We start from the raw sequence: 18,440 nt of genomic DNA, 5'->3' as shown, positions 1-18,440 counted from the left end.
GACGTCAGCCGACCGTGGGCTTGCCCGGACGGTCGGCCGCGCGCTGGTCGACGAACAGGCCCCCGCCGCGGCGCATGGCGATGACGAGCTGCCAGAGCCCGAAGGCCAGCACGGCAGCGCCGATGATCGCCTGACCGAGGACCATGAGCACGATCCCGCCGGTAAGGGCCACCCAGATGACGATGTCGCGCGCCGTGCGCCGCGCCCACTTCATCCGCTCGCCCTCCCCTCGCTCGATCGAGGAATCCGACCATCACAGTGTGGCTCGGCGGGGGCGGAACCGCAGCGCTTCGCCTCAGCGGCAGCCTGTCCCCACTCGTTCGCCGCGCCGTGTCGGCGCAGCGTGAGCGAAAGCTGTGACCAATGACATACTCGTTCGCCGGAGTGGCACGGATCAAAAGCGTTTGCCCGACGCGCTGTACGGATAGATCATGGAGGCTCGCTGACGAGCGGCCCCGGCACGCCCGGGTGGCCGTGTCCGTGACGACATGTTGCGGGCCGAGGGGAACCGGATCGGTCGCCTCGACGTCATAGATGAGTACCGAAGTGCTCCGGACCCCGGGGCGCGGGCCCACCCCGGGCCGCTCCGAGGACCGACACCGTAGGACCCCCGGATTCGAACCGATGCCCGGCGCACGACCGTGCCGCAGGGGCCGTTGCAAGGCGCGCGCTGGTGCGCCTCGCGTCGGGCCCGGCGGCACCACGGCCGTGTCTGCTCTGCGAGGAGCAGGCACGGCCGAGCTGACCACCGACGAGCGAGATTGGACGAGCAGGATCATGGACTGGGAGCTCGCGGCCTGCCGCGACCACGACCCCGAACTCTTCTTCCCCCTGACCGCACACGGTCCCGGCTCCGCCCAGCTGGCCGAGGCCAAGGCCGTGTGCCACAGCTGCCCCATCCAGCGGGGCTGCCTCCAGTGGGCCATGGACACCGGCCAGGAGGCCGGCGTCTGGGGCGGCACCGGCGAGGACGAGCGTCGGGCCATGCGCCGCGCCACGCGCATCGGCTCCGCCGCCCCGCACGCCGCCTGAGTCACACACACGAAGGGCCCGCCCCCACATCGGGGCGGGCCCTTCGGCGTGTCGGAGGGCGTGTCAGCCGCGCCCGGTGACCTTCCGCGCGGCGAACTGCAGCACCTGACCCCCGGTGGAGATCACGGCGCCCGCGAGGCTGAAGCCGGTCTTCACCACGATCGAGGCAGCGTTGCCGACGATGCGCACCGGGTTGTAGTCCGGGGCGTTGTCGCGGACCTGGTCGGCGGTCCGGCGGACGGACCGGTCGACCTGCTGGGCGGCGGACTCGCTCGCCCGGTTCACCCGGTGCGCCGCGGTGTCGCCCGCGTCCTCGAGCTCCGAGGCGACCCCGGAGGACACGGTGGCGGCGCGGTCGCCCGCCTTGGCCGTCGCGGCGCCCGCCTCGTCGGCCCGGGCCTTGGCCTCGCTGCCGGCGTGCTGGGCGACGCGGGTGGCGTCCTTGGCGACGCGCTCGCCGGCCCGCGACGTGGTGGTCGCGACCTGCTCACCGGACACCTGCGCCACGGTGGCGGCGTCCTTGGCCGCCGCCGACGGGGTCTTGTCGCCCGCCGCGGCCTTGGCGGCCTGGTCGGCCACACCGCTCGCGCCGGCCTCGGCCTGCGCGGCGGCCTTCTTCGTCGACTCCTGCACGCGGTCGGCGTCCTTCTGCGCGGTGGCCTTGGCGTCGTCGCCGACCTTCTTCGCGCTCGACGACGCCTTGTCCGACGCCGTCTGCGCCTTCGCGCGCGCGCCCTGGGCGTTCGCCTTGACGGTGGCCTTGGCGGCCTCCCCCGTGGTGTTCTCGGCGCCGGCCTTCACCTGGTGGGTCTCGCGGACCTTGCCGTCGGTGCCGTGCACGACGACCTTGCCGCCACCGTCCTTGGCCACGATCTCGGTCGCCCGCTCGACGGCCTCGGCCTGGGTGGCCGCCTTGGCGCTGGCGCGCTGGGCACCCTTCTTCTGCACCTGCCAGCCGTCCTCGGTGGGAACGACGTACCGGTCGGCCATGACGGTCTCAACTCCTGTTCGACGGTGTCTTCAACCGATCTGATGCCCAGGCCGCGACCTGCACAAACGCACCAGTAACCGGCACCGCATCACCCGTTCAACGCCTCCGCCGCACGGTTCTGCAGTTCGAGGTACTTCTTGGTCGCCTCGTCGCGGATCTCTTCCAGGCGCTCGATCCAGGAGGCCTGGGGCGACCCTTCCGGCACCACGATCGGACCGTAGCGCCGAACCAGCTCCGGGCCCACGACCGAGGCCGCCGTGGCGACGCCGGCCGAGCCCGCCGCCTGCGCCCAGGCCACCGGCCCGAGCGGCACGCAGCCGAAGAACTGGCTGACGCCGGGGGTCTGCACGACCGCGAACAGCGCGCCCGCGGACACCACGCTGGCGCCGATCACGAGCGGGCTGCGTCCGCCGCCGGCGACGATCGTCTGCCCCAGCTGGGTGCCGACGAGCGCCGTCAGCGCCACCGTGCGGGCCCGGGCCGGGCTGCCGTACGGCGTGGCCTGCGCCTGGAGCCAGGCGAGGCTCGCGCCACCCGCCGTGGCCATGGCCCGCAGGCCGATCTCGTCGTTGAGCGCCTCGCCCAGCGAGGCCTCGGGCCCCTCGGCGAGCAGCTCGGCCGCCGACTCGGGCTGGGGCGCGCGCACGGCGAGGGCGAGTGAGGGCACCAGGTCGGTGAGCAGGTTGACCAGCAGCAGCTGGCGGGCGTTCAGCGGCGAGGTGCCCGTGGTGGTGGCGCCCAGCACCGTGAACGCGATCTCGCCGAGGTTGCCGCCGACCAGCACGCCGAGCGCCTCGCGCACCGACGCCCACATCGCCCGCCCCTCGACCAGCGCGGCGAGGATCGTCTCGAGGCGATCGTCGGTGATGACGAGGTCGGCGGCGGCCCGGGCGGCGGGCGTGCCGCGGCGGCCCAGGGCGATGCCCACGTCGGCCAGGCGGATCGCGGGGGCGTCGTTGGCGCCGTCGCCGGTCATCGCGACCGTGCGCTCGAGGCGCTGGAACGCCTGCACGATCCGGACCTTGTGCGACGGCGTCCCGCGCGCCACCACCCGGACCTTGGGCAGCAGGTCGTCGAGCTCGTCGTCGTCCAGCTCGTCCAGCTCGGTGCCCGTGACGACGATGCCGCCGTTGAGCACGTCGAGCTCCTCGGCGACCGCCTCCGCGGTGCTCGGGTGGTCGCCGGTGATCATGACGACCTGGACGCCGGCGTCCCGCAGGTCGCGCACCGTGGCCTGGGAGCCCGCGCGCACCGGGTCGGTGAAGCCGACGAAACCGGTGAACTCGAGGTCGGCGACGTCGGCGTCGTCGAGCGCCCCGCCGAACGAAGGATCGTCGCCGCCGTCGGCGTCGCGCTCCGCGATGCGGGCGGCGTGCTCGTCGGCGGTGAGGACCTTCTCGGCGACGGCGAGCACGCGCATGCCCTGGCCGGCGAGCAGCTCGGTGTGGTCGACGAGCTGCTGGCGGGTCTCGTCGTCGAGCTCGGCGCCGGCGAACGTCGTGGCGCGGGCGATGACGACCTCCGGCGCGCCCTTCACCGACACCAGGCGGAACGGACCGCCCTCGTCGCCCTCGGAGGCCGTCTCGCTCGGGGTGTCCACGTCGCCGAGCGTGGCGTGGTAGCCGCGCGACGGGTCGAAGTCGAGCGAGGCGAGCGGCCACCAGCCGGGGCGCTTGTGGGCCGGGTCGACGTCGAACCGCTGGCCGCCGGAGACCACCGCACGGTCGGTGAGATGCGCGAGCCGTTCCCCCGGCGTGGGGCGCGGGGTCGCGCGCAGCGCCGCGGCCAGCACGCGGCGCTGACGCTTGCGCAGGCGGTCGGTGGGCCGGAGCTTGATGCCGTCGGAGATCGCCGAGAGCGCGAGGCGTCCCTCGGTGAGCGTGCCGGTCTTGTCGAAGCACAGGACGTCGGTGCGACCGATCGCCTCGATGGTGCGCGGGTTGCGCACCAGCGCGCCCTCGGCCGACAGCCGCCGGGCCGACGCGAGCTGCGCGGCGGAGACGACGAAGGGCAGGCCCTCGGGCACGCTGGCGACGGCGAGGCCGACGCCGGAGTGCAGGTTCTGCTGGAACGGGAGCCCGCGCACCGCGCCGGCGGCGACGACCGCGGCCGCCGACCCGAGCGCCAGGGGCGTGGTGATGCGGGTCAGACCGGCGAGGCGCTCGTCGACGCCGGCGACCGGCGCGGCGGCCTTGGCGGCCGCCGTGGAGCGGCCGACCTCGGTGCTCGAGCCGGTGGCGACGACGACGGCGCGCCCCCGACCGGTCGCGACCGTGGCGCCCTCGTAGACCATCGAGCGGCGGTCGGCGACGGTCCGGGCGATCACCGGCGCCGGGGACTTGAGCACCGGTAGCGACTCGCCGGTCAGCGACGACTCGTCCATCTCGAGGGCGTCCGACTCGATCACCCGGCAGTCCGCGGGCACGACGTCGTCGGGACCGAGCTCGATGACGTCGCCGACGACGACCTCGTCGGCGCCGATCCCGCGCGAGTGGCCGTCGCGCAGGACACGGGTGCGGATCGACGAGCGTTCGAGCAGTCCGGCGACGGCCCGGTCGGTGGCGACCTGCTGCACGCCGCCGATCAGCGCCGAGAAGGCGGTGACGCCGACGACGATCGCGGCGTCGACGACGGCGCCGATGGCCGCCGAGAGCACGGCGCCGCCGGCGAGCACGGGCGTGAGGGGGTTGTTGAGCTCGTCGAGGAACGCGCGGCCGAGCGTCGTCTCGGTGTCCGCGGCGGCCGGGTCGTCGCGGTGGCGCCGGTGGGCCTCCGCGGTGGTCAGGCCGCGCTCGGTGACGTCGAGGCGCGCGAGCACGGTGCTCGTCGGCATGACGTGCCACGGCGTGCGGCTCACGCCGGGCACGACGACGCGGCGTCCCAGCTCGGTCGCCGCCCAGGCGCCGTTGCCCAGCGAGACGGCCGCGGCCCCGTTCACGGCGAGGCCGGCGAGCCCCGGGGCGCGCGGCGTCGTGCCCGCCGTGGCCATGACGGCGCCGAGGACGGAGCCGGCGCGCGCGAGGTTCACCGAGCGGTTGGACACCCCGCGGGCGACCTTGACGCCCTCGATGAGCAGCGCGGCGGTGCCGAGGTCGTCGCCGACGAACACGTGGGCGCCCCACGGGGCGGTGCCGTCGGGGCGGGAGACGCCGATGCCGAGGTCGGCGGCCGCGAGGGCACGCCGGTCGCGGGAGACGACGAGCACGCCGGACCCCGCGGCCTGGAGGTCGCGCACCGAGTCGCGCAGGGCCTCGCCGCCGGCGATCGCGCGGTCGCCGATCCCGGGGGTGGGCCCGCCGATGATCAGGGTGACGCCGGCGCGACGCGCCGCCGCGGCGAGGGCCTCGGCGGCCGAGGCGGGCTCGGGCAGCACGCCGACGACCGCCACGAGCCGGTCGTCGCGGCGCAGGCCGAGCACGTGGGTGGCGCCGTCGGCGCGCAGCACGTCGGCGGCCTCGACGGCGCGCGGGTCGTCGCCGCCCGGGACGTCGTCGAGTCCGGCGAGCAGCCAGTGAACAGCCTCCGGTGCGTCAGCTCCCCTCCCGGCGGGCTCCCCTGACGGCTCCGTGCCGTCCCACCCGTCGTCGCCGGAGAGCCGGTGCGGCGCGGCCGGCTCGGCCGGATCGAACAGCTCGTGGACCCGCGGGACGAGCTCGTCGAGGGAGGCGGGCGTGCCGTCGGCGTCCGGCAGGGCGAGCAGGTCGCCGAGCATGAGCACGCCGGTCGTCAGCGCCTCGGCGTCGAGCACGACGGTGTCGATGCGGTCCAGGCGCCGCAGCGCGGTCGGCTCGACGACGACCGCGCCGCGCCGGGCGAGGACACGGCCGAACGTCGTCGCGAAGCCCTCGCGACCCAGCCGGCCGGCCTTCGGCAGCGTCGACAGCGCGACGCCGGCGGCCTTGCGTATGTCGCCGGTCGCGGCCGCGGTGGCGGCGAACCCGCCGGCCGCGCCCATGCCGACGATGTCGCCGTGCTTCTCGACGGGACCCAGGGGCAGCGCGACGGGACGGGCCGCGCGGAGCTCGTCGTCGGGCGGAGCGGCCGCGTGGTCGGCGGACTCGAGGAGCCGGGGCTCGGCGTCGTCCCACGTCTCGGTCCGCGCCCGCGCCTCGGCGACCTGCATGGCGCGGTAGGCGGCGTCGACCAGCAGGCCGGTGGTGCCCTGGCCGAGCGCCTGCGCCGCGGCGTTCGAGAGCGCGAGCAGGACGTTGGCGCGGTCCTCACCGACCGCGCGCTCGACGGCCGCGCGCAGACGGGGCTGGTGGTCGACGAACGTCGCGGCCGAGGCGAGCTCGGCGGGCAGCGGCGCGCGGCGCAGGACGCGGGCGACCGCGGCGACGCCGAGGCCGGCGAGATCGGCGGCGAGCGCGGTGAACGCCTGCTGCGCGACCCCGGCCGACGGCGAGCCGGCGGGCACGACGGCGTCGCCGCCCTCGCGCTCCTCGAGGATCTCGACCAGGTCGACGAGGTCGTCGACGAGCGCGTCGTCGGGGAGACCGGCCGGAATCTCACCCTCCGAGCCCTCCCCGGCCAGACCGACGACCACCGCGGCGAGCGTCGCGTTGATCGCCGCCCACTCCACCTGCGGGTGCGCGGCGAGCGCCTTCTCGACCGCGCGGCCGAGCTCCGCGCCGGTCTCGTACACGACCGCCGGCACCCCGATCTGCACCCGGCCCGCGCCGCGCCACACGCGGCGGCCGCGGTGCCGGAACGGGTCGACACGGTCGAGCACGCCGGCGGCGATGCCGAGCGGATCCACCACACGCGCGAGCAGGCCTCGGGGCGGGCGGGGGGCGGGGTGGGAAGCCATGGGAGTGGCTGTCGTCCTCTCGTCGAATCGGGTCGGGGACCCGAGGCATGCGTCGGCGTACCCGATCGCGGCTCCGCTGGCGCACGCGGGCACGGAGAGCGCAACGTCGTGTACCCGGCGTGGTACAGCTTACGGGCGACCCAGGGCCGAAGGTCGCAACGAGCGCGACCCGGAAGTGGCAGTCGGATGAACGTCGCGCCGGTCGGGTGTCGTTCTGCGCTGGGCGGCACCACCACCGGGTGAACCCGGTCCGCCGGGACCCGCGGCGCGGGAGGCCAGCGCGTGGAGCAGCCGGCCCGCCGGTCGCCACGAGGCGATCCGCAGCGCGGCGCTGCGCAGCACCGCGACCAGCCGGTTGCCGGGCAGGAAGAAGTGGCGGGAGCGCCGTGCGGCGCTGCCCGCCGCGAGCGCGGCGGGGCGGTGCGCCGCCTCCCACGCGGTGAGGCCGGCCTCGAGGTCGTCGGGACGGGCGGCGACATGCGTGCCGAGCGTCTCGCCGCCGACCAGCGCGAGCGCCGAGCCCTGCCCCGAGTACAGCGTGGGACACCACGCCGCGTCCCCGACGAGCACGACCCGGCCACGGCGCCACGACCCGAGGCGGATCTGCGCGACGGTGTCGACATGGGTGGTGCCCGCCTCCTCGACACCATGGAGGACCTCCGGCATCAGACCGGCGAAGTCGCCGTAGACGTGCCGCAGCGCGCCCACCGGGTCCGCGGCGGCCCGGCCCGCGGTGTCGCGCCCGTCGGCACCGAGCAGATCCGCGCGGAACGTGAAGAACACGACCGGGGCGTGCTCCTCGACGGCCATGAGGTGCGCGGTGCGGCCGACCTCGGCGAGCACGACGTAGTCGCCCTCGCGCAGCCCGCCCGGCAGGCGCGGCAGCACCGCGGAGATCACCACGTGGTCGAACTCGTGCCGGAACTCCGAGTCCGGGCCGAACACCATGCCGCGCACCGCCGAGCGCACGCCGTCGGCGCCGACGACGAGGTCGAACCGCTCGGTCGTCGCGCCCTCCGGGGCGTCGAGGACGACGTCCACGGTGTCGCGGCGCGGGTCGAGGCGGCGAGGCACGGTCGCGAAGCGCACCGCGACCTCCTCGGGGCGCGCCGCCCAGAGCGCCGCCTCGAGATCGCCGCGGACCAGGGCGAGCGCGTCCGGGTCCTCGGCCAGCGAGGCCTCGACGCGGGAGACGGTGCGTCCGCGCCCGTCGACCCCGGTGATGATCCCGTCGGCGGGTAGCCGCGTGCGCAGCACGTGCGAGACGCCGAGGCGGTCGGCCGCGGCGAGCCCCTCGGGGGCGAGCCGCACGAAGTAGCCGCCGGTGCGCCGCGCGGCGGCGCGCTCGCACACGACGACCGACCATCCGGCCCGGTGCAGCGAGGTGGCGGCGGCGAGGCCGGCGACCCCGGCCCCGACGACGAGCGCCCGCGGCTGTCCGTTACGCCCGGTGCGCTCCACGAACCCCAGGGTAGGCGCCGCCCGCCGGCCGGACCGGCGGCCGGGTCGTGGCCTGGCCCTCATGTGGCCCTCATGTGGCCCTCATGTCGGCAGGACCGTGACAGCACGCGGCCCCGCCACCTCGGGGAGCTGGCGGGGCCGGTAGTGGTGGCGCCGAGGCGCGATGGGCGCAGCGCGGATCAGGCGCGGGCCGGGTCGATCCGGCGGAAGTGCGCGCACTCGCACTGCGCGCAGTGGTCGCCGAGGTAGTAGTGCTCGTGCGACTCGCGCGGGTGCTTGCAGCTGCAGAGGTCCACGAGCGGGACCCGCGCCAGCGAGGGCGGCATGGGCGTGCGGAGGAGGGGACGGTGGGACCGACGGTGGTCGATGAGCTTCATGTGGAGGAAGTCCGTTGAGGTGGAGGGGTCGGCAAGGGCGGTCGAAGAGCGGTCGTGGGCACTTCGGGCCCGCACGCACGGTGGGTGCGAGCGGGTGGCACGGGGCGGGCGGTCTGCTCCCCCCGGGCCGCGGCGAGCTCTCGCCGGACCCGTGACAGTTCTCGTCGGGCCCGCTCGAGCTCGCCGTGGGCCTGATCACGCTGGCGCGAGACCAGGGCCACCTCGTCCTGCAGATTCACGACCATCGCGGCCGCGGTGAGGGTGAGACCCTCGTCGAAGAGCTCGCGGATCCGGGAGGCGAGGGTCAGCTGCCGGCGCGTCCAACGCCGATGTCCGCCTGCGGAGCGCTCCGGGCGAACCATCCGACCCGCGTCGAGACTCCGGAGGAACGCCGGTCGAACCCCGAGGAACTCCGCCGCCTGACCAGTGGTCAGTGCGGGAGTGTCCTCTTCGTCGAGGCTCTCGGCGCCCACGGCTTCCGTCGCGTCCTTGCGTTCGTGCTCTGCGCAGTCCGACCCACGATGAGCAGGGCGGACGTCCAGAAGTTCTACTCGGCACTGCAACTTCTGTCAATGCTCCCCGGGACACGGGCGCGATGTGTCACCTCGCAGGAGGTGAACCGCACGCGACCGGACGGCGACGGCCGGTGGTCGATCGGTGGTCGATCATCGATCGACCACCCGAATTCGGTAATCCGGTATGTCGTTGTGCCCTGATCCGGGTAAGAGAGGTGGAAGGATGGTGATCGGAGTAGTGGCCGAGGGGGGGTGCGAGACGATGACCGATGTCCGACCGTTCGCGCCCCCGAGCGACCCGGGCCCGCTGCCCGACCGCCTCGGGGAACGCTTCGAGCTCGGCGAGCTGCTCGGCCGGGGCACGTGCTCGGAGGTCTATCGGGCGCACGATCTGCTGCTCGACCGCGAGGCCGCGGTCAAGATCTTCCCCGTCGCCGACGACCCGCGCATCGAGCGCGAGGTCCGGCTGACGGCCTCGATGGACCACCCGAGCCTCGTCCCGGTCTACGACGTCGGCCACGACGCCGGCCGGGCGTTCGTCGTCATGGCGCTGCTCGAGGGCGGCAGCCTCACCGACCGGCTCGCCGACGGGCCGCTGGGTGTCGGCGAGACGCTGCTCGCCGTCGCCTCCGTCGCCGACGGCCTGAGCCACGTCCACCGCGCCGGTGTCCTGCACCGCGACGTCACCCCGCGCAACGTGCTCTTCGACGGCGACGGGCGGGCGCACCTCTCGGACTTCGGCGTGGCCTTCGTCGCCGACGCCCCGCGGATCACCGACACCGGCATCGTCGTCGGGTCCGCGCCCTATCTCGCGCCCGAGCAGGTGCGCGGGGAGACGGTCGGCGCGCCGGCCGACGTCTACGCGCTCGGCCTCGTGATGATCGAGGCGCTCACCGCGCGCCCGGCCTACGAGGGCGCGCCGCTGGCCGCCGCCCGCGCCCGGCTCCAGCGCCGGCCCGAGATGCCGCCGGGCCTGGAGATCGAGGTGCTCGCGCTCCTCGAAGCCATGACCGCCGACGACCCGGCGCACCGGCCCACCGCCGAGAACGTCTGCGTCGGCCTGCGCCGGGCCGCCCTGGCCGCGGAGGCGGCGACGCCCCCGTACGCCATGGCGCCGCTCGTCGGCGCGGGCACCCCGGACGCCACCACCGAGAACCTGCGCCCGGTAGCCGCCCCCGCGGCTCCCGGCGCCGAGCCCTCCCCCGACCAGACCCCGGCGATGGCGGAGGTCCCGGAGCGCCGCCGCCGGCTGGCCGACGCGGGGGGTTTCATGGTCGCCGCGACCGTCGCCGCCGCCGTCCTGCTCGCCGGCGGGGTCGTCGTGGCGTCGGCCTGGACGGTCGACCGGGTGAACACCGCGACGCCACCGGCGGCCACCGTGCCGCCCCCGACCGCGGAGGTCGTGGCCGACCCGGGACTCGGCTTCGGTGGCGGGCACTCGTCGTCCTCCTCCGGCGGCGACGAGGATCGGGATCGCAGCGGCGTCGACGACTCCAGCCGCTCCGGCGGCGACCGCCAGGCGGTGGCCGAGCGCCGCGAGCCGACCACCGCCCAGCCGCCCACCGCCCCGATCGCCCCGATCACCGACGGCGGCTCCGCGACGACCGCCCGGCCCGAGCCGAGCAGCACGACTCCCTCACCGACGACCTCGCCCACGGGCACCTCGTCGAACCCGGTCCCCGGCCTGCCGGGCGGGACGACCACGACGTCGCCGACCACGCCGTCGACGCCCGACTCCTCGTCGAGCACGACACCGTCGACGACCGAGCAGACCACCACGGCCACGGAGTCGGCCCCACCGTCGGCCACGGAGTCGGCCCCACCGTCGGCCACGGAGTCGGCCATCACCGAGTCCACCGAGTCCACCGAGGCCACCGAGGCCACCGAGGCCACCGAGGCCACCGAGTCGTCGACCACCGCGTCGCACACGACGACCACGACGAGGACCACGCCACCCGCCGCGGCGCGGAGCCGCGCCCTGCTCGACCCGGCGGTCGAAGCGCTCGGCGGCGTACTCCACCGCTAGTCAGCGGGCGAAGCCCTCCACTCGCACCGTCCCCGGGGCCGCGCCGTGCTCGTCGGCGTCCCGCTCGATGCACGTCCGCCTGCGCCGGCGGTCTCCTACCGGCTCGACGCGAGCGACCTCACGTCGAGGCGCTGCAGGACGCGGTCGGCGGTCTCGGGATCCACGCCGGCCTCGGACCGCGCGGCGAGCACCTCACGGCGGGCGGCGGCCAGGGCCAGCGACTGCACGCGCGTCCACTGGTCGCGGCGGCGCCGCAGGGTCTCGAGGCGCTGCTCGTAGTCGGCGCGGTCCGCGGCGTCCTCGCCCGGCGCGTCCCCGGCGCCGCCCTCGCCCGCGCCCAGGCGGGCGAAGCGGGCGCGCATCTCGCCGAGCACCTCCTCCCCCACGGTGTCGTCGACGCCGATCGCCTCGCGGTCCAGCGACGCGAGCTCGGTGAGCGCGGCCTTGCGCGCCCGCGCCACCAGCCGGTGCTCGGCCTCGCGCCCGACCTCCTCGCTCTCGCGGACCCCGAGCACGCGCAGCAGCAGCGGCAGGGTGAGGCCCGGCAGCACGAGCGTCGCGACCAGCACCCCGGCGGCGATGATCACGAGCTCGGTGCGGAACGGGAACGGCGCGCCGTCGTCGGTGACGCGCGGCAGGGCCAGCGCGAGGGCGAGGGTCGCGAGGCCGCGCATCCCCGACCACGTCAGCACCGCCGCCTCGGCCGCCGTGCGCGGCGCGGTGCCGGGCGGCGACCCGCGGCGCCGGACCGACACCAGCGCGCCGACCATCCACACCGCACGCACGGCGATCACCACGACGGCGACGACCGCGGCGTCGGCGACCATCCGACCCAGCTGGTCGCCGGCGTCCTCGATCACGGCGCGCAGCTCCAGCCCGATCAGCGCGAAGGCGGCCGCCGTCACGAGCATCTCGACGACGTTCCAGAACGCGCTGCCGGTCAGGCGCTGCTCGATGTCGTCGGCGTCGGCGCGCTGGCGCATCTGCAGCGCGGCCACGACCACCGCGATCACGCCGGAGGCCTCGAGGGCGTCGGCGGCGAGGTACACCGCGAACGGCAGCACGAGGGTCAGCGCGCTGGGCGCGACGGGGTCGGTGAGGCGGTCGGCGAGCTGCCCCGCGAGCCACGCGGCCACGAGCCCGACCGCCACCGCGCCGACCGCGGACCACACGAACAGCAGCCCGGTCTCGGCGCCGGGCTGCTCGCCGGCCACCGTCGCCGCGATCGCCGTCTGGAACACGACGAGCGCGGTGGCATCGTTGAACAGCCCCTCGCTCTGCAGCACGCCGACCAGCCGGCGCGGCATCCGCAGCGGCCCGGCGACGGCCTCGACGGCCACCGGATCGGGCGGCGCGACGGCGGCCCCGACGGCGAGCGCGGCACCGAGCGCCATCCCGGGAATCAGCCACATCACCGTCGCGCCGACCGCCGCGACGGTGACCGCCACCAGCAGCACGGCCAGGAACAGCACGGCGCGCCACCGCGTGCGGAACACCGACCACGACGCCCGCTGCGCCGTCGCGAACAGCAGCGGCGGCAGGAACAGCGGCAGGATCAGCTCGGGATCGAGGTCCGGGGCCTCGATCCCGGGCACGAACGCGGCGGCGGTGCCGACCAGCACGAGCAGCACCGGCCACGGCAGCCGGAGGCGGTCGCCGACGCCGACCAGCACCACGCCGACGAACAGGGCGGCGATCACGAGCGCCAGGACCGTCATGATCGGACCCTAGGCGCGTCTCCTCGTCGCCGGTGACGGCCCTGGGCGCCGGACCGCAGGACAGACCCCACGCGTCGCCGCTCGGCGCGGCCCGGCAAGCTGTGCGCCGTGGCGGGATTCCGGGATGTCGTGGGACGGGCGCTGCAGGCCGGGCTGGACCTGCTGAACAAGCAGGTGGACGGGCAGCGGAGCGGATCGGGCCATCGGTCACAGGCTCCGGCGCCGGGTGGCAGGGTGCGTACCGCGCCCGCCCGAGACCGCGCGCGCACGGTCTCCTACGCGCCCGACCTCGACGGCGCCGCCGACCCCGGCGAGATCGTGTGGACCTGGGTGCCCTACGAGGAGGACGCCTCGCAGGGCAAGGACCGTCCGGTGCTGATCGTGGCGCGGGCCGGGGACGGCGACCTGCTCGGGCTCATGCTCTCCAGCCAGGAGCACCGCCGCGACGACGCGCACTGGCTGCCGGTCGGCGCGGGGGCGTGGGACCGCGAGGGCCGCGACTCCTTCGTCCGCCTCGACCGCGTGCTCGAGATCCGGGAGCACGGCATCCGCCGGGAGGGCGCGATCATGCCTGCCGACCGGTTCGAGCGCGTCGCCGCGGAACTGCGCGCCGGTTACGGCTGGAACTGATCACCCCGCGACCCTCCACCCGTTCGTAGGAACGACTACCCTCCAACGCACCGACCCGGCCCGGCCGGGCCGCCGGTGGGAGGGGGCCGTGATGACCCGATCAGTGGTCGCACCACCGTCCCGCTCGTCCGCCCGGCGACCGGGCCCCGTCGCCATCCACCCGCTGGGCGAAACGCCCGTCTCACCCCACCGCGTCGTCCCGGGGCTCCGGGGCGCGAGGGTGTAGGGAGTGCCCGTGCCGATCGAGCCCGCGTCCGCCTCCGCCGCCTCGTCCCCGTCGTTCGCGGGCGTCGAGCACGCCGAGGAGGTCCTCGACGCGCCCGAGGACGTCGGCTCCACCGCCGTCCTGGGCGCCGGCGTCACCGACCGCGGGCACCGTCGCCGTCGCAACGAGGACGCCTTCGCGCTGATGCGCGCGACCACGGCGAACGGCACGCCCGCCGTCGTCGCCGTCGTGTGCGACGGCGTCGCCTCGGTCCCCGGCGGCGACACGGCCTCGCGCACCGCGTGCGACGTCGCCGTCGCGGCCGGGCACGAGGCGCTGACCAGTGGCCAGGACCTCGACGACGCCGCGGCGACCGCCGCCGAGGCCGCGCGCAAGGCGGTCGCCGCGCTGGCCCCGGGCTCGGGCTCGGCGCCGGCCTGTACCTACGTCGCCGCCGTGCTCGACGCGGGCCGCGCCGTGGTCAGCTGGGCGGGCGACAGCCGCGCCTACTGGCTGTGTCCCGGCTCGCCCGAGGAGTCCGCGGTGCTCACCGAGGACGACTCGTGGGCGGCCGAGATGGTGGCCGCGGGCGTCGTCGGCGCCGACGACGCGCTGTCCGACCCGCGCGCCCACGTGATCACCCGCTGGCTCGCGGCCGACGCCCCCGACGTGGTGGCGCGCCACCGCACCTGGGAGCTCGACGAGCACGGCGTCCTGCTGCTGTGCAGCGACGGGGTGTGGAACCACCTGCCCGACCCCGCGGTGCTCGCCGCGGTGCTCGACGGCACGCCCACCGACGCCGAGGCCGTGCACACCGGGGTCTGCGCACTGATCGAGGCGGCACTCGACGACGGCGGGCACGACAACGCCACCGCGATCCTGCTGGCGCTCGCGCCCACCGGCTGATGCCTCCCCGCACACGTCACAGCGGCGTGCGCGCCGCCAGGTGGGCCGGGGTCATGGCCAGAGCGATCATGACCTCGCCGGCGTCGGCGTAGCGCCGGTCGGGGATCTGCTCGAGCTTGGTGCGCGTGCGGGTGTCGACGCCGTAGTCGTCGGCGACCGCGAGGATCTGCCACCGCCGCAACGGGAAGCGCTCCTCGTCGAGGACCGCGCGGAAACCGGGCACGCCCTCCACGGGTACCGGGGTGCCGAGCGGGCGGCAACGTGAGAGGTTCGACAGAGTCGATCTCAGCCCACGGGTAACGCCCGTGTCCCGTTCTCAGAGTCCGACTCCCCTCTCGGCGTGCTCCCCCGATCGCTCCGCGTCCCGTGGAGCAGCGCGCCGGTCAGGCGGGCGCGCGGGTCGGCGGCAACGTCGAGGGGGTCGGGCTCGACGTCGGCGCGCACGAGCAGGTCGCCGAGCGCGGCGATCATCGCGCCGTTGTCGGTGCAGAGCCGGATCGGCGGCACCCGCAGAGTGAGCCCGGCCGCGGCGCAGCGCTCCTCGACCAGCCCGCGCACCCGGGAGTTGGCGGCGACGCCGCCGACCATCAGCAGGGTGTCGGCGCCCTGGTCGGCGCAGGCGGCGACGGCTTTGCGGGCGAGGGTGTCGGCGACGGCCTCCTGGAAGGACGCCGCGATGTCGGGCACCGGCAACGTGCCGGTCCGCGCCTCGACCCAGCGCGCGACCGCCGTCTTGAGCCCCGAGAACGAGAACGTCCACGGCGGGTCGGACGGCCCGGTCAGCGGGCGGGGGAAGGCGATCGCGTGCGGGTCGCCCTCGCGGGCGGCGCGGTCGATCGCCGGGCCGCCCGGGTAGGGCAGGCCGATGAGACGCGCGACCTTGTCGAAGGCCTCGCCGGCCGCGTCGTCGACGGTGTCGCCGAGGTGCACGACCTCGTCGCGGGCCAGGTCGCCGACGCTCAGCAGCGAGGTATGACCGCCGGAGACGATCAGGGCGACGCAGCGCTCCGGCAGCGGCCCGTGGTCGAGGACGTCGACGGCGGCGTGACCCGCGAGGTGGTGCACGGCGTAGAGCGGGACCCCGGCCGCGAGCGCATACGCCTTGCCCGCCGCGAGACCGACCTGCAGCGCCGGGCTCAGTCCGGGGCCGGCGGTGACGGCGACGGCGGTGACGTCGGCGAGGTCGACCTCCGCGCGCTGCAGGGCCGTGCGAACCATCGGCGCCATCGCCTCGAGATGCGCGCGCGCCGCGACCTCGGGCACGACACCGCCGAACCGCGCGTGCTCCTCCATGCTCGAGGCCAGCGCGTCGCCGAGCAGCCTGCCCTCCGAGACCAGGCCGACGCCGGTCTCGTCGCAGGACGTCTCGATGCCGAGGACCAGGGGCGTGCTCACGACGTCGATTGTCCTCCCACCCCGACGCGACCCGTCGCCGCCCGGCGCTCGCCCGTGATCAAGGTGTGGGGCCCGAGGTCGGGCTCGCGGGCGTCGTGCCGTTCACCTGCCACACGCCGGATGTGGGGGCCAGCGTGACGTGCCCCGGGCGCGGCCGGTCCCGATCCGGCGGAGGGGCACCCCTCGCCCGTCTATCCGACCGAAGGGGCCCTTCGCCCAGAACGGGGCGGGGCCGCTCACGCCGGCACCAGCCGGCGGCGCGTGCGGTCGGGGTCGGCGCGATACCAGGCCAGCGTCGTCGCGATACCCTCGTCCCAGCCGGTGGCGCGCCGCGTGAACCTCGCCCGGAAGTCGCTGTCGTCGACGAGGAACGGCTGCTCGAACTGGTAGAGCAGCTCTGCACCCTCGCGCGCGACCGGTGAGACGAGCCGCAGGCCGGCGACCATCGCCGGCGTGAGGCGCCCGAGGCGCGGCGGATGGCCGGCCGCGGCGAAGATCCGCTCGACGAACGCGCGCCCCGTGATCGGCGGCGGCACCGGGGTGTGCCAGACGCGGCCCGTCGCGGTCGCCGGCGCGAGCGCCAGCTCGACGAGCGCGGCGCCGACGTCCGGGGCGTAGCCGGCGGTCATCGGCAGGTCCGGGTCGCCGGGCCAGCGCACCGTGCGCCCCTCGGCGGCGCCCGCGAAGACTCCGGCACTGAACAGCGACTCGACCCCCGGCCCCCACAGCTCGGGCGCACGGCCGATCACGGTCTCGACGTCTCCGCGAGCGTGGGCGGCGAGCACCATCTCTGCGAGCCAGGCCCGCAGGACGCCCTTGCCCGACACCGGCGCGACGGGCGTGTCCTCGCGCATCGGGCCGTCCACCAGCCCGTACATCCAGGTGTCGTCCGCGAAGACCAGCCGGGCGCCGGCCGCGCCGGCCGCGGCGAGCAGGGCGCGCGTGGCGGCCGGGAATGCCGAGCGCCAGGTGGCGAACGGCGGGTTGACGCAGTGGTAGACGACGGCGGCGTCACCGCAGGCCGCGCGCAGGGACGGCGGATCGGTGGCGTCCGCGGCGACGGCCTGCCCGCCCGGCACGGGCGTCCCGGAGCGTGTCACCGCGCGGACCGGCACGCCGCGACGGGCGAGCTCGGCGCAGACCGCGCGGCCGATGCCGCCGCTCGCGCCGACGACGACGTGGGTGCTGGTCATGACGAGGCCGTCTCCGAGGTCGAGTCCGGGGTGCCGAGCAGGTGGTCGAGGGCCCGCGCGGAGGCGCCCGCGGGCAGGGCACCGACGAGGCCGTTGCGCAGGGCGATCGCGATCGGCGAGCGCCAGGCCGCGACGTCGCCCGCGGAGCGCGACCGGCGGGCGACGGCCTCGGCGACCGGGCGCCGCCGTCGCTCGTAGACCGCCAGGGCGGCGGGCTCGCCGGTGGCCTCCTCGGCGAGGACGACCGCGTCGAGGAACGCCTGGGCCGCGCCCTGTCCCAGGTTCGGGGTCATGGCGTGGGCGGCGTCGCCGAGCAGCGCGATGCGGCCGTGGTGCCAGGTCGCGGGCGGGCGAAGGTCGGCCAGCGGATGCGCGAGGACGGGGCCGTCGACGGCGTCGAGCACCGCCGCGATCGGGGCGTGCCAGCCTGCGAGCCGCGCGCGGAGCCAGGGCAGGAGGTCGGTGGCGGGCGCCTCGGCCGTCGGCACCATGGCGTAGAGGTAGGTCCTGTCCCCCGGCAGCGGGGCGAGTCCGACGACGTCGCCGCCGCCCCAGCTCTCGCCGCCCTCGGCGAGCCGGTGGTCGGCCACCATGCGGAAGGCCGTGTGCCCGGTGTCCCGCACGGCCACGTCCGGCCAGAACGCGGCGCGCACCGTGCTGCGCACGCCGTCGGCGGCGACGACCAGCTCGGCCTCGTGCCGTCCACCCGCGTCGTCCTGGACGACGGCCGGGTGCTCGCCGTCGCCGGGCTCGACGCGGCGGACGCCGACGCCCTCGCGGACGTCGGGGGCCGCCGCACGCAGCAGGTCGTGCAGGTCGGGCCGCGGCAGCACGACGACACCGTCGCCCTGGCGGCGGCGCAGGTCGGCGGCGTCGGTCCGCGACAGCCAGCGGCCCGACGCCGTGCGGAGGCCGCCGCCGATCTCCACGGTCCCGAGCTCGCGGACCCGCGCCCCGAGCCCGAGGACGTCGAGCGCCCGCAGGGCGTTGGGCCACAGCGCGATGCCGGCGCCGACCTCGGCGGCGTGCGGCCGCCGCTCGAGGACCGTCACCTCCCATCCCGGCCGCAGCGCGATCGCGCTCGCCAGACCACCCAGACCCGCTCCCACCACGACCGCTCGCCTCATGACCCACCCTCCCTCTACTTCTGTAGTAGGGGCTCCTCTACGGCTGTAGAGGAT

The 18,440-nt window shown here is 76.0% G+C and carries 15 protein-coding genes; 4 read left to right on the top strand and 11 right to left on the bottom strand.

Annotation, left to right across the window (positions count from 1 at the left end; all coding sequences use genetic code 11):
• Window positions 1-4 precede the first annotated feature (4 nt).
• On the bottom strand, window positions 5-214 hold the full coding sequence (locus tag AC2A1K_RS12500) for a hypothetical protein (RefSeq protein WP_483896631.1): 210 nt from the start codon (window positions 212-214) through the stop codon (window positions 5-7).
• A gap of 563 nt (window positions 215-777) precedes the next feature.
• Between AC2A1K_RS12500 and AC2A1K_RS12495 the strand changes: the two genes are divergently transcribed.
• On the top strand, window positions 778-1,032 hold the full coding sequence (locus AC2A1K_RS12495) for a WhiB family transcriptional regulator (RefSeq protein ID WP_483896630.1): 255 nt from the start codon (window positions 778-780) through the stop codon (window positions 1,030-1,032).
• Between the two features lie 63 nt (window positions 1,033-1,095).
• On the opposite strand, the gene AC2A1K_RS12490 is transcribed toward AC2A1K_RS12495, so the two are convergent.
• The 5 genes from AC2A1K_RS12490 to AC2A1K_RS12470 form a co-directional block, all read right to left on the bottom strand.
• Window positions 1,096-2,022: a DUF2188 domain-containing protein gene (locus AC2A1K_RS12490; RefSeq protein ID WP_483896629.1), complete on the bottom strand. Its 927-nt coding sequence runs from the start codon at window positions 2,020-2,022 to the stop codon at window positions 1,096-1,098.
• 89 nt (window positions 2,023-2,111) lie between these two features.
• On the bottom strand, window positions 2,112-6,833 hold the full coding sequence (locus AC2A1K_RS12485) for a cation-translocating P-type ATPase (protein WP_483896628.1): 4,722 nt from the start codon (window positions 6,831-6,833) through the stop codon (window positions 2,112-2,114).
• Between the two features lie 129 nt (window positions 6,834-6,962).
• Window positions 6,963-8,294: an FAD-dependent monooxygenase gene (locus AC2A1K_RS12480; protein WP_483896627.1), complete on the bottom strand. Its 1,332-nt coding sequence runs from the start codon at window positions 8,292-8,294 to the stop codon at window positions 6,963-6,965.
• 179 nt (window positions 8,295-8,473) lie between these two features.
• Window positions 8,474-8,671 (bottom strand): hypothetical protein, encoded by a 198-nt coding sequence (locus AC2A1K_RS12475; protein ID WP_483896626.1) that lies wholly within the window; start codon window positions 8,669-8,671, stop codon window positions 8,474-8,476.
• Window positions 8,668-9,144: a helix-turn-helix domain-containing protein gene (locus AC2A1K_RS12470; RefSeq protein WP_483896625.1), complete on the bottom strand. Its 477-nt coding sequence runs from the start codon at window positions 9,142-9,144 to the stop codon at window positions 8,668-8,670. The genes AC2A1K_RS12475 and AC2A1K_RS12470 overlap by 4 nt, the downstream gene beginning before the upstream one ends.
• Before the next feature lie 304 nt (window positions 9,145-9,448).
• Between AC2A1K_RS12470 and AC2A1K_RS12465 the strand changes: the two genes are divergently transcribed.
• Entirely contained in the window at window positions 9,449-11,212 is a 1,764-nt protein-coding gene (locus AC2A1K_RS12465; protein WP_483896624.1) for a serine/threonine-protein kinase, read from the top strand.
• Window positions 11,213-11,307: 95 nt separating this feature from the next.
• Here AC2A1K_RS12465 and AC2A1K_RS12460 read toward each other — a convergent pair whose 3' ends face one another.
• Window positions 11,308-12,930: a Na+/H+ antiporter gene (locus tag AC2A1K_RS12460; protein ID WP_483896623.1), complete on the bottom strand. Its 1,623-nt coding sequence runs from the start codon at window positions 12,928-12,930 to the stop codon at window positions 11,308-11,310.
• Between the two features lie 108 nt (window positions 12,931-13,038).
• Here AC2A1K_RS12460 and AC2A1K_RS12455 point away from each other — a divergent pair, with 108 nt between their 5' ends.
• Window positions 13,039-13,560: a type II toxin-antitoxin system PemK/MazF family toxin gene (locus tag AC2A1K_RS12455; protein ID WP_483896622.1), complete on the top strand. Its 522-nt coding sequence runs from the start codon at window positions 13,039-13,041 to the stop codon at window positions 13,558-13,560.
• A 235-nt stretch (window positions 13,561-13,795) separates the two neighbouring features.
• Window positions 13,796-14,671 carry a PP2C family protein-serine/threonine phosphatase gene (locus tag AC2A1K_RS12450; RefSeq protein WP_483896621.1) on the top strand — a complete coding sequence of 292 codons (876 nt, stop codon included), beginning with the start codon at window positions 13,796-13,798 and terminating at the stop codon, window positions 14,669-14,671.
• Between the two features lie 16 nt (window positions 14,672-14,687).
• On the opposite strand, the gene AC2A1K_RS12445 is transcribed toward AC2A1K_RS12450, so the two are convergent.
• From AC2A1K_RS12445 to AC2A1K_RS12430, 4 genes are all read right to left on the bottom strand, one after another.
• Window positions 14,688-14,903, bottom strand: a complete 216-nt coding sequence (locus tag AC2A1K_RS12445) for a DUF2795 domain-containing protein (protein WP_483896620.1) — start codon at window positions 14,901-14,903, stop codon at window positions 14,688-14,690.
• Window positions 14,904-14,956: 53 nt separating this feature from the next.
• Window positions 14,957-16,066 (bottom strand): tRNA (adenosine(37)-N6)-threonylcarbamoyltransferase complex transferase subunit TsaD, encoded by a 1,110-nt coding sequence (gene tsaD, locus AC2A1K_RS12440; RefSeq protein WP_483896619.1) that lies wholly within the window; start codon window positions 16,064-16,066, stop codon window positions 14,957-14,959.
• 236 nt (window positions 16,067-16,302) lie between these two features.
• Complete coding sequence (locus AC2A1K_RS12435) at window positions 16,303-17,259, bottom strand: NAD-dependent epimerase/dehydratase family protein (RefSeq protein WP_483896618.1); 957 nt, start codon at window positions 17,257-17,259, stop codon at window positions 16,303-16,305.
• The gene (locus AC2A1K_RS12430) at window positions 17,256-18,386 is read right to left on the bottom strand and encodes an FAD-dependent monooxygenase (RefSeq protein WP_483896617.1); all 1,131 of its coding nucleotides are present in this window, start codon (window positions 18,384-18,386) and stop codon (window positions 17,256-17,258) included. The genes AC2A1K_RS12435 and AC2A1K_RS12430 overlap by 4 nt, the downstream gene beginning before the upstream one ends.
• Window positions 18,387-18,440 lie beyond the last annotated feature (54 nt).

The organism is Actinomycetospora sp. 2LY8.5 (assembly GCF_057180585.1).
Note: the sequence above shows the minus strand (reverse complement) of the source record. Positions and strands in the feature narration are given on the sequence as shown.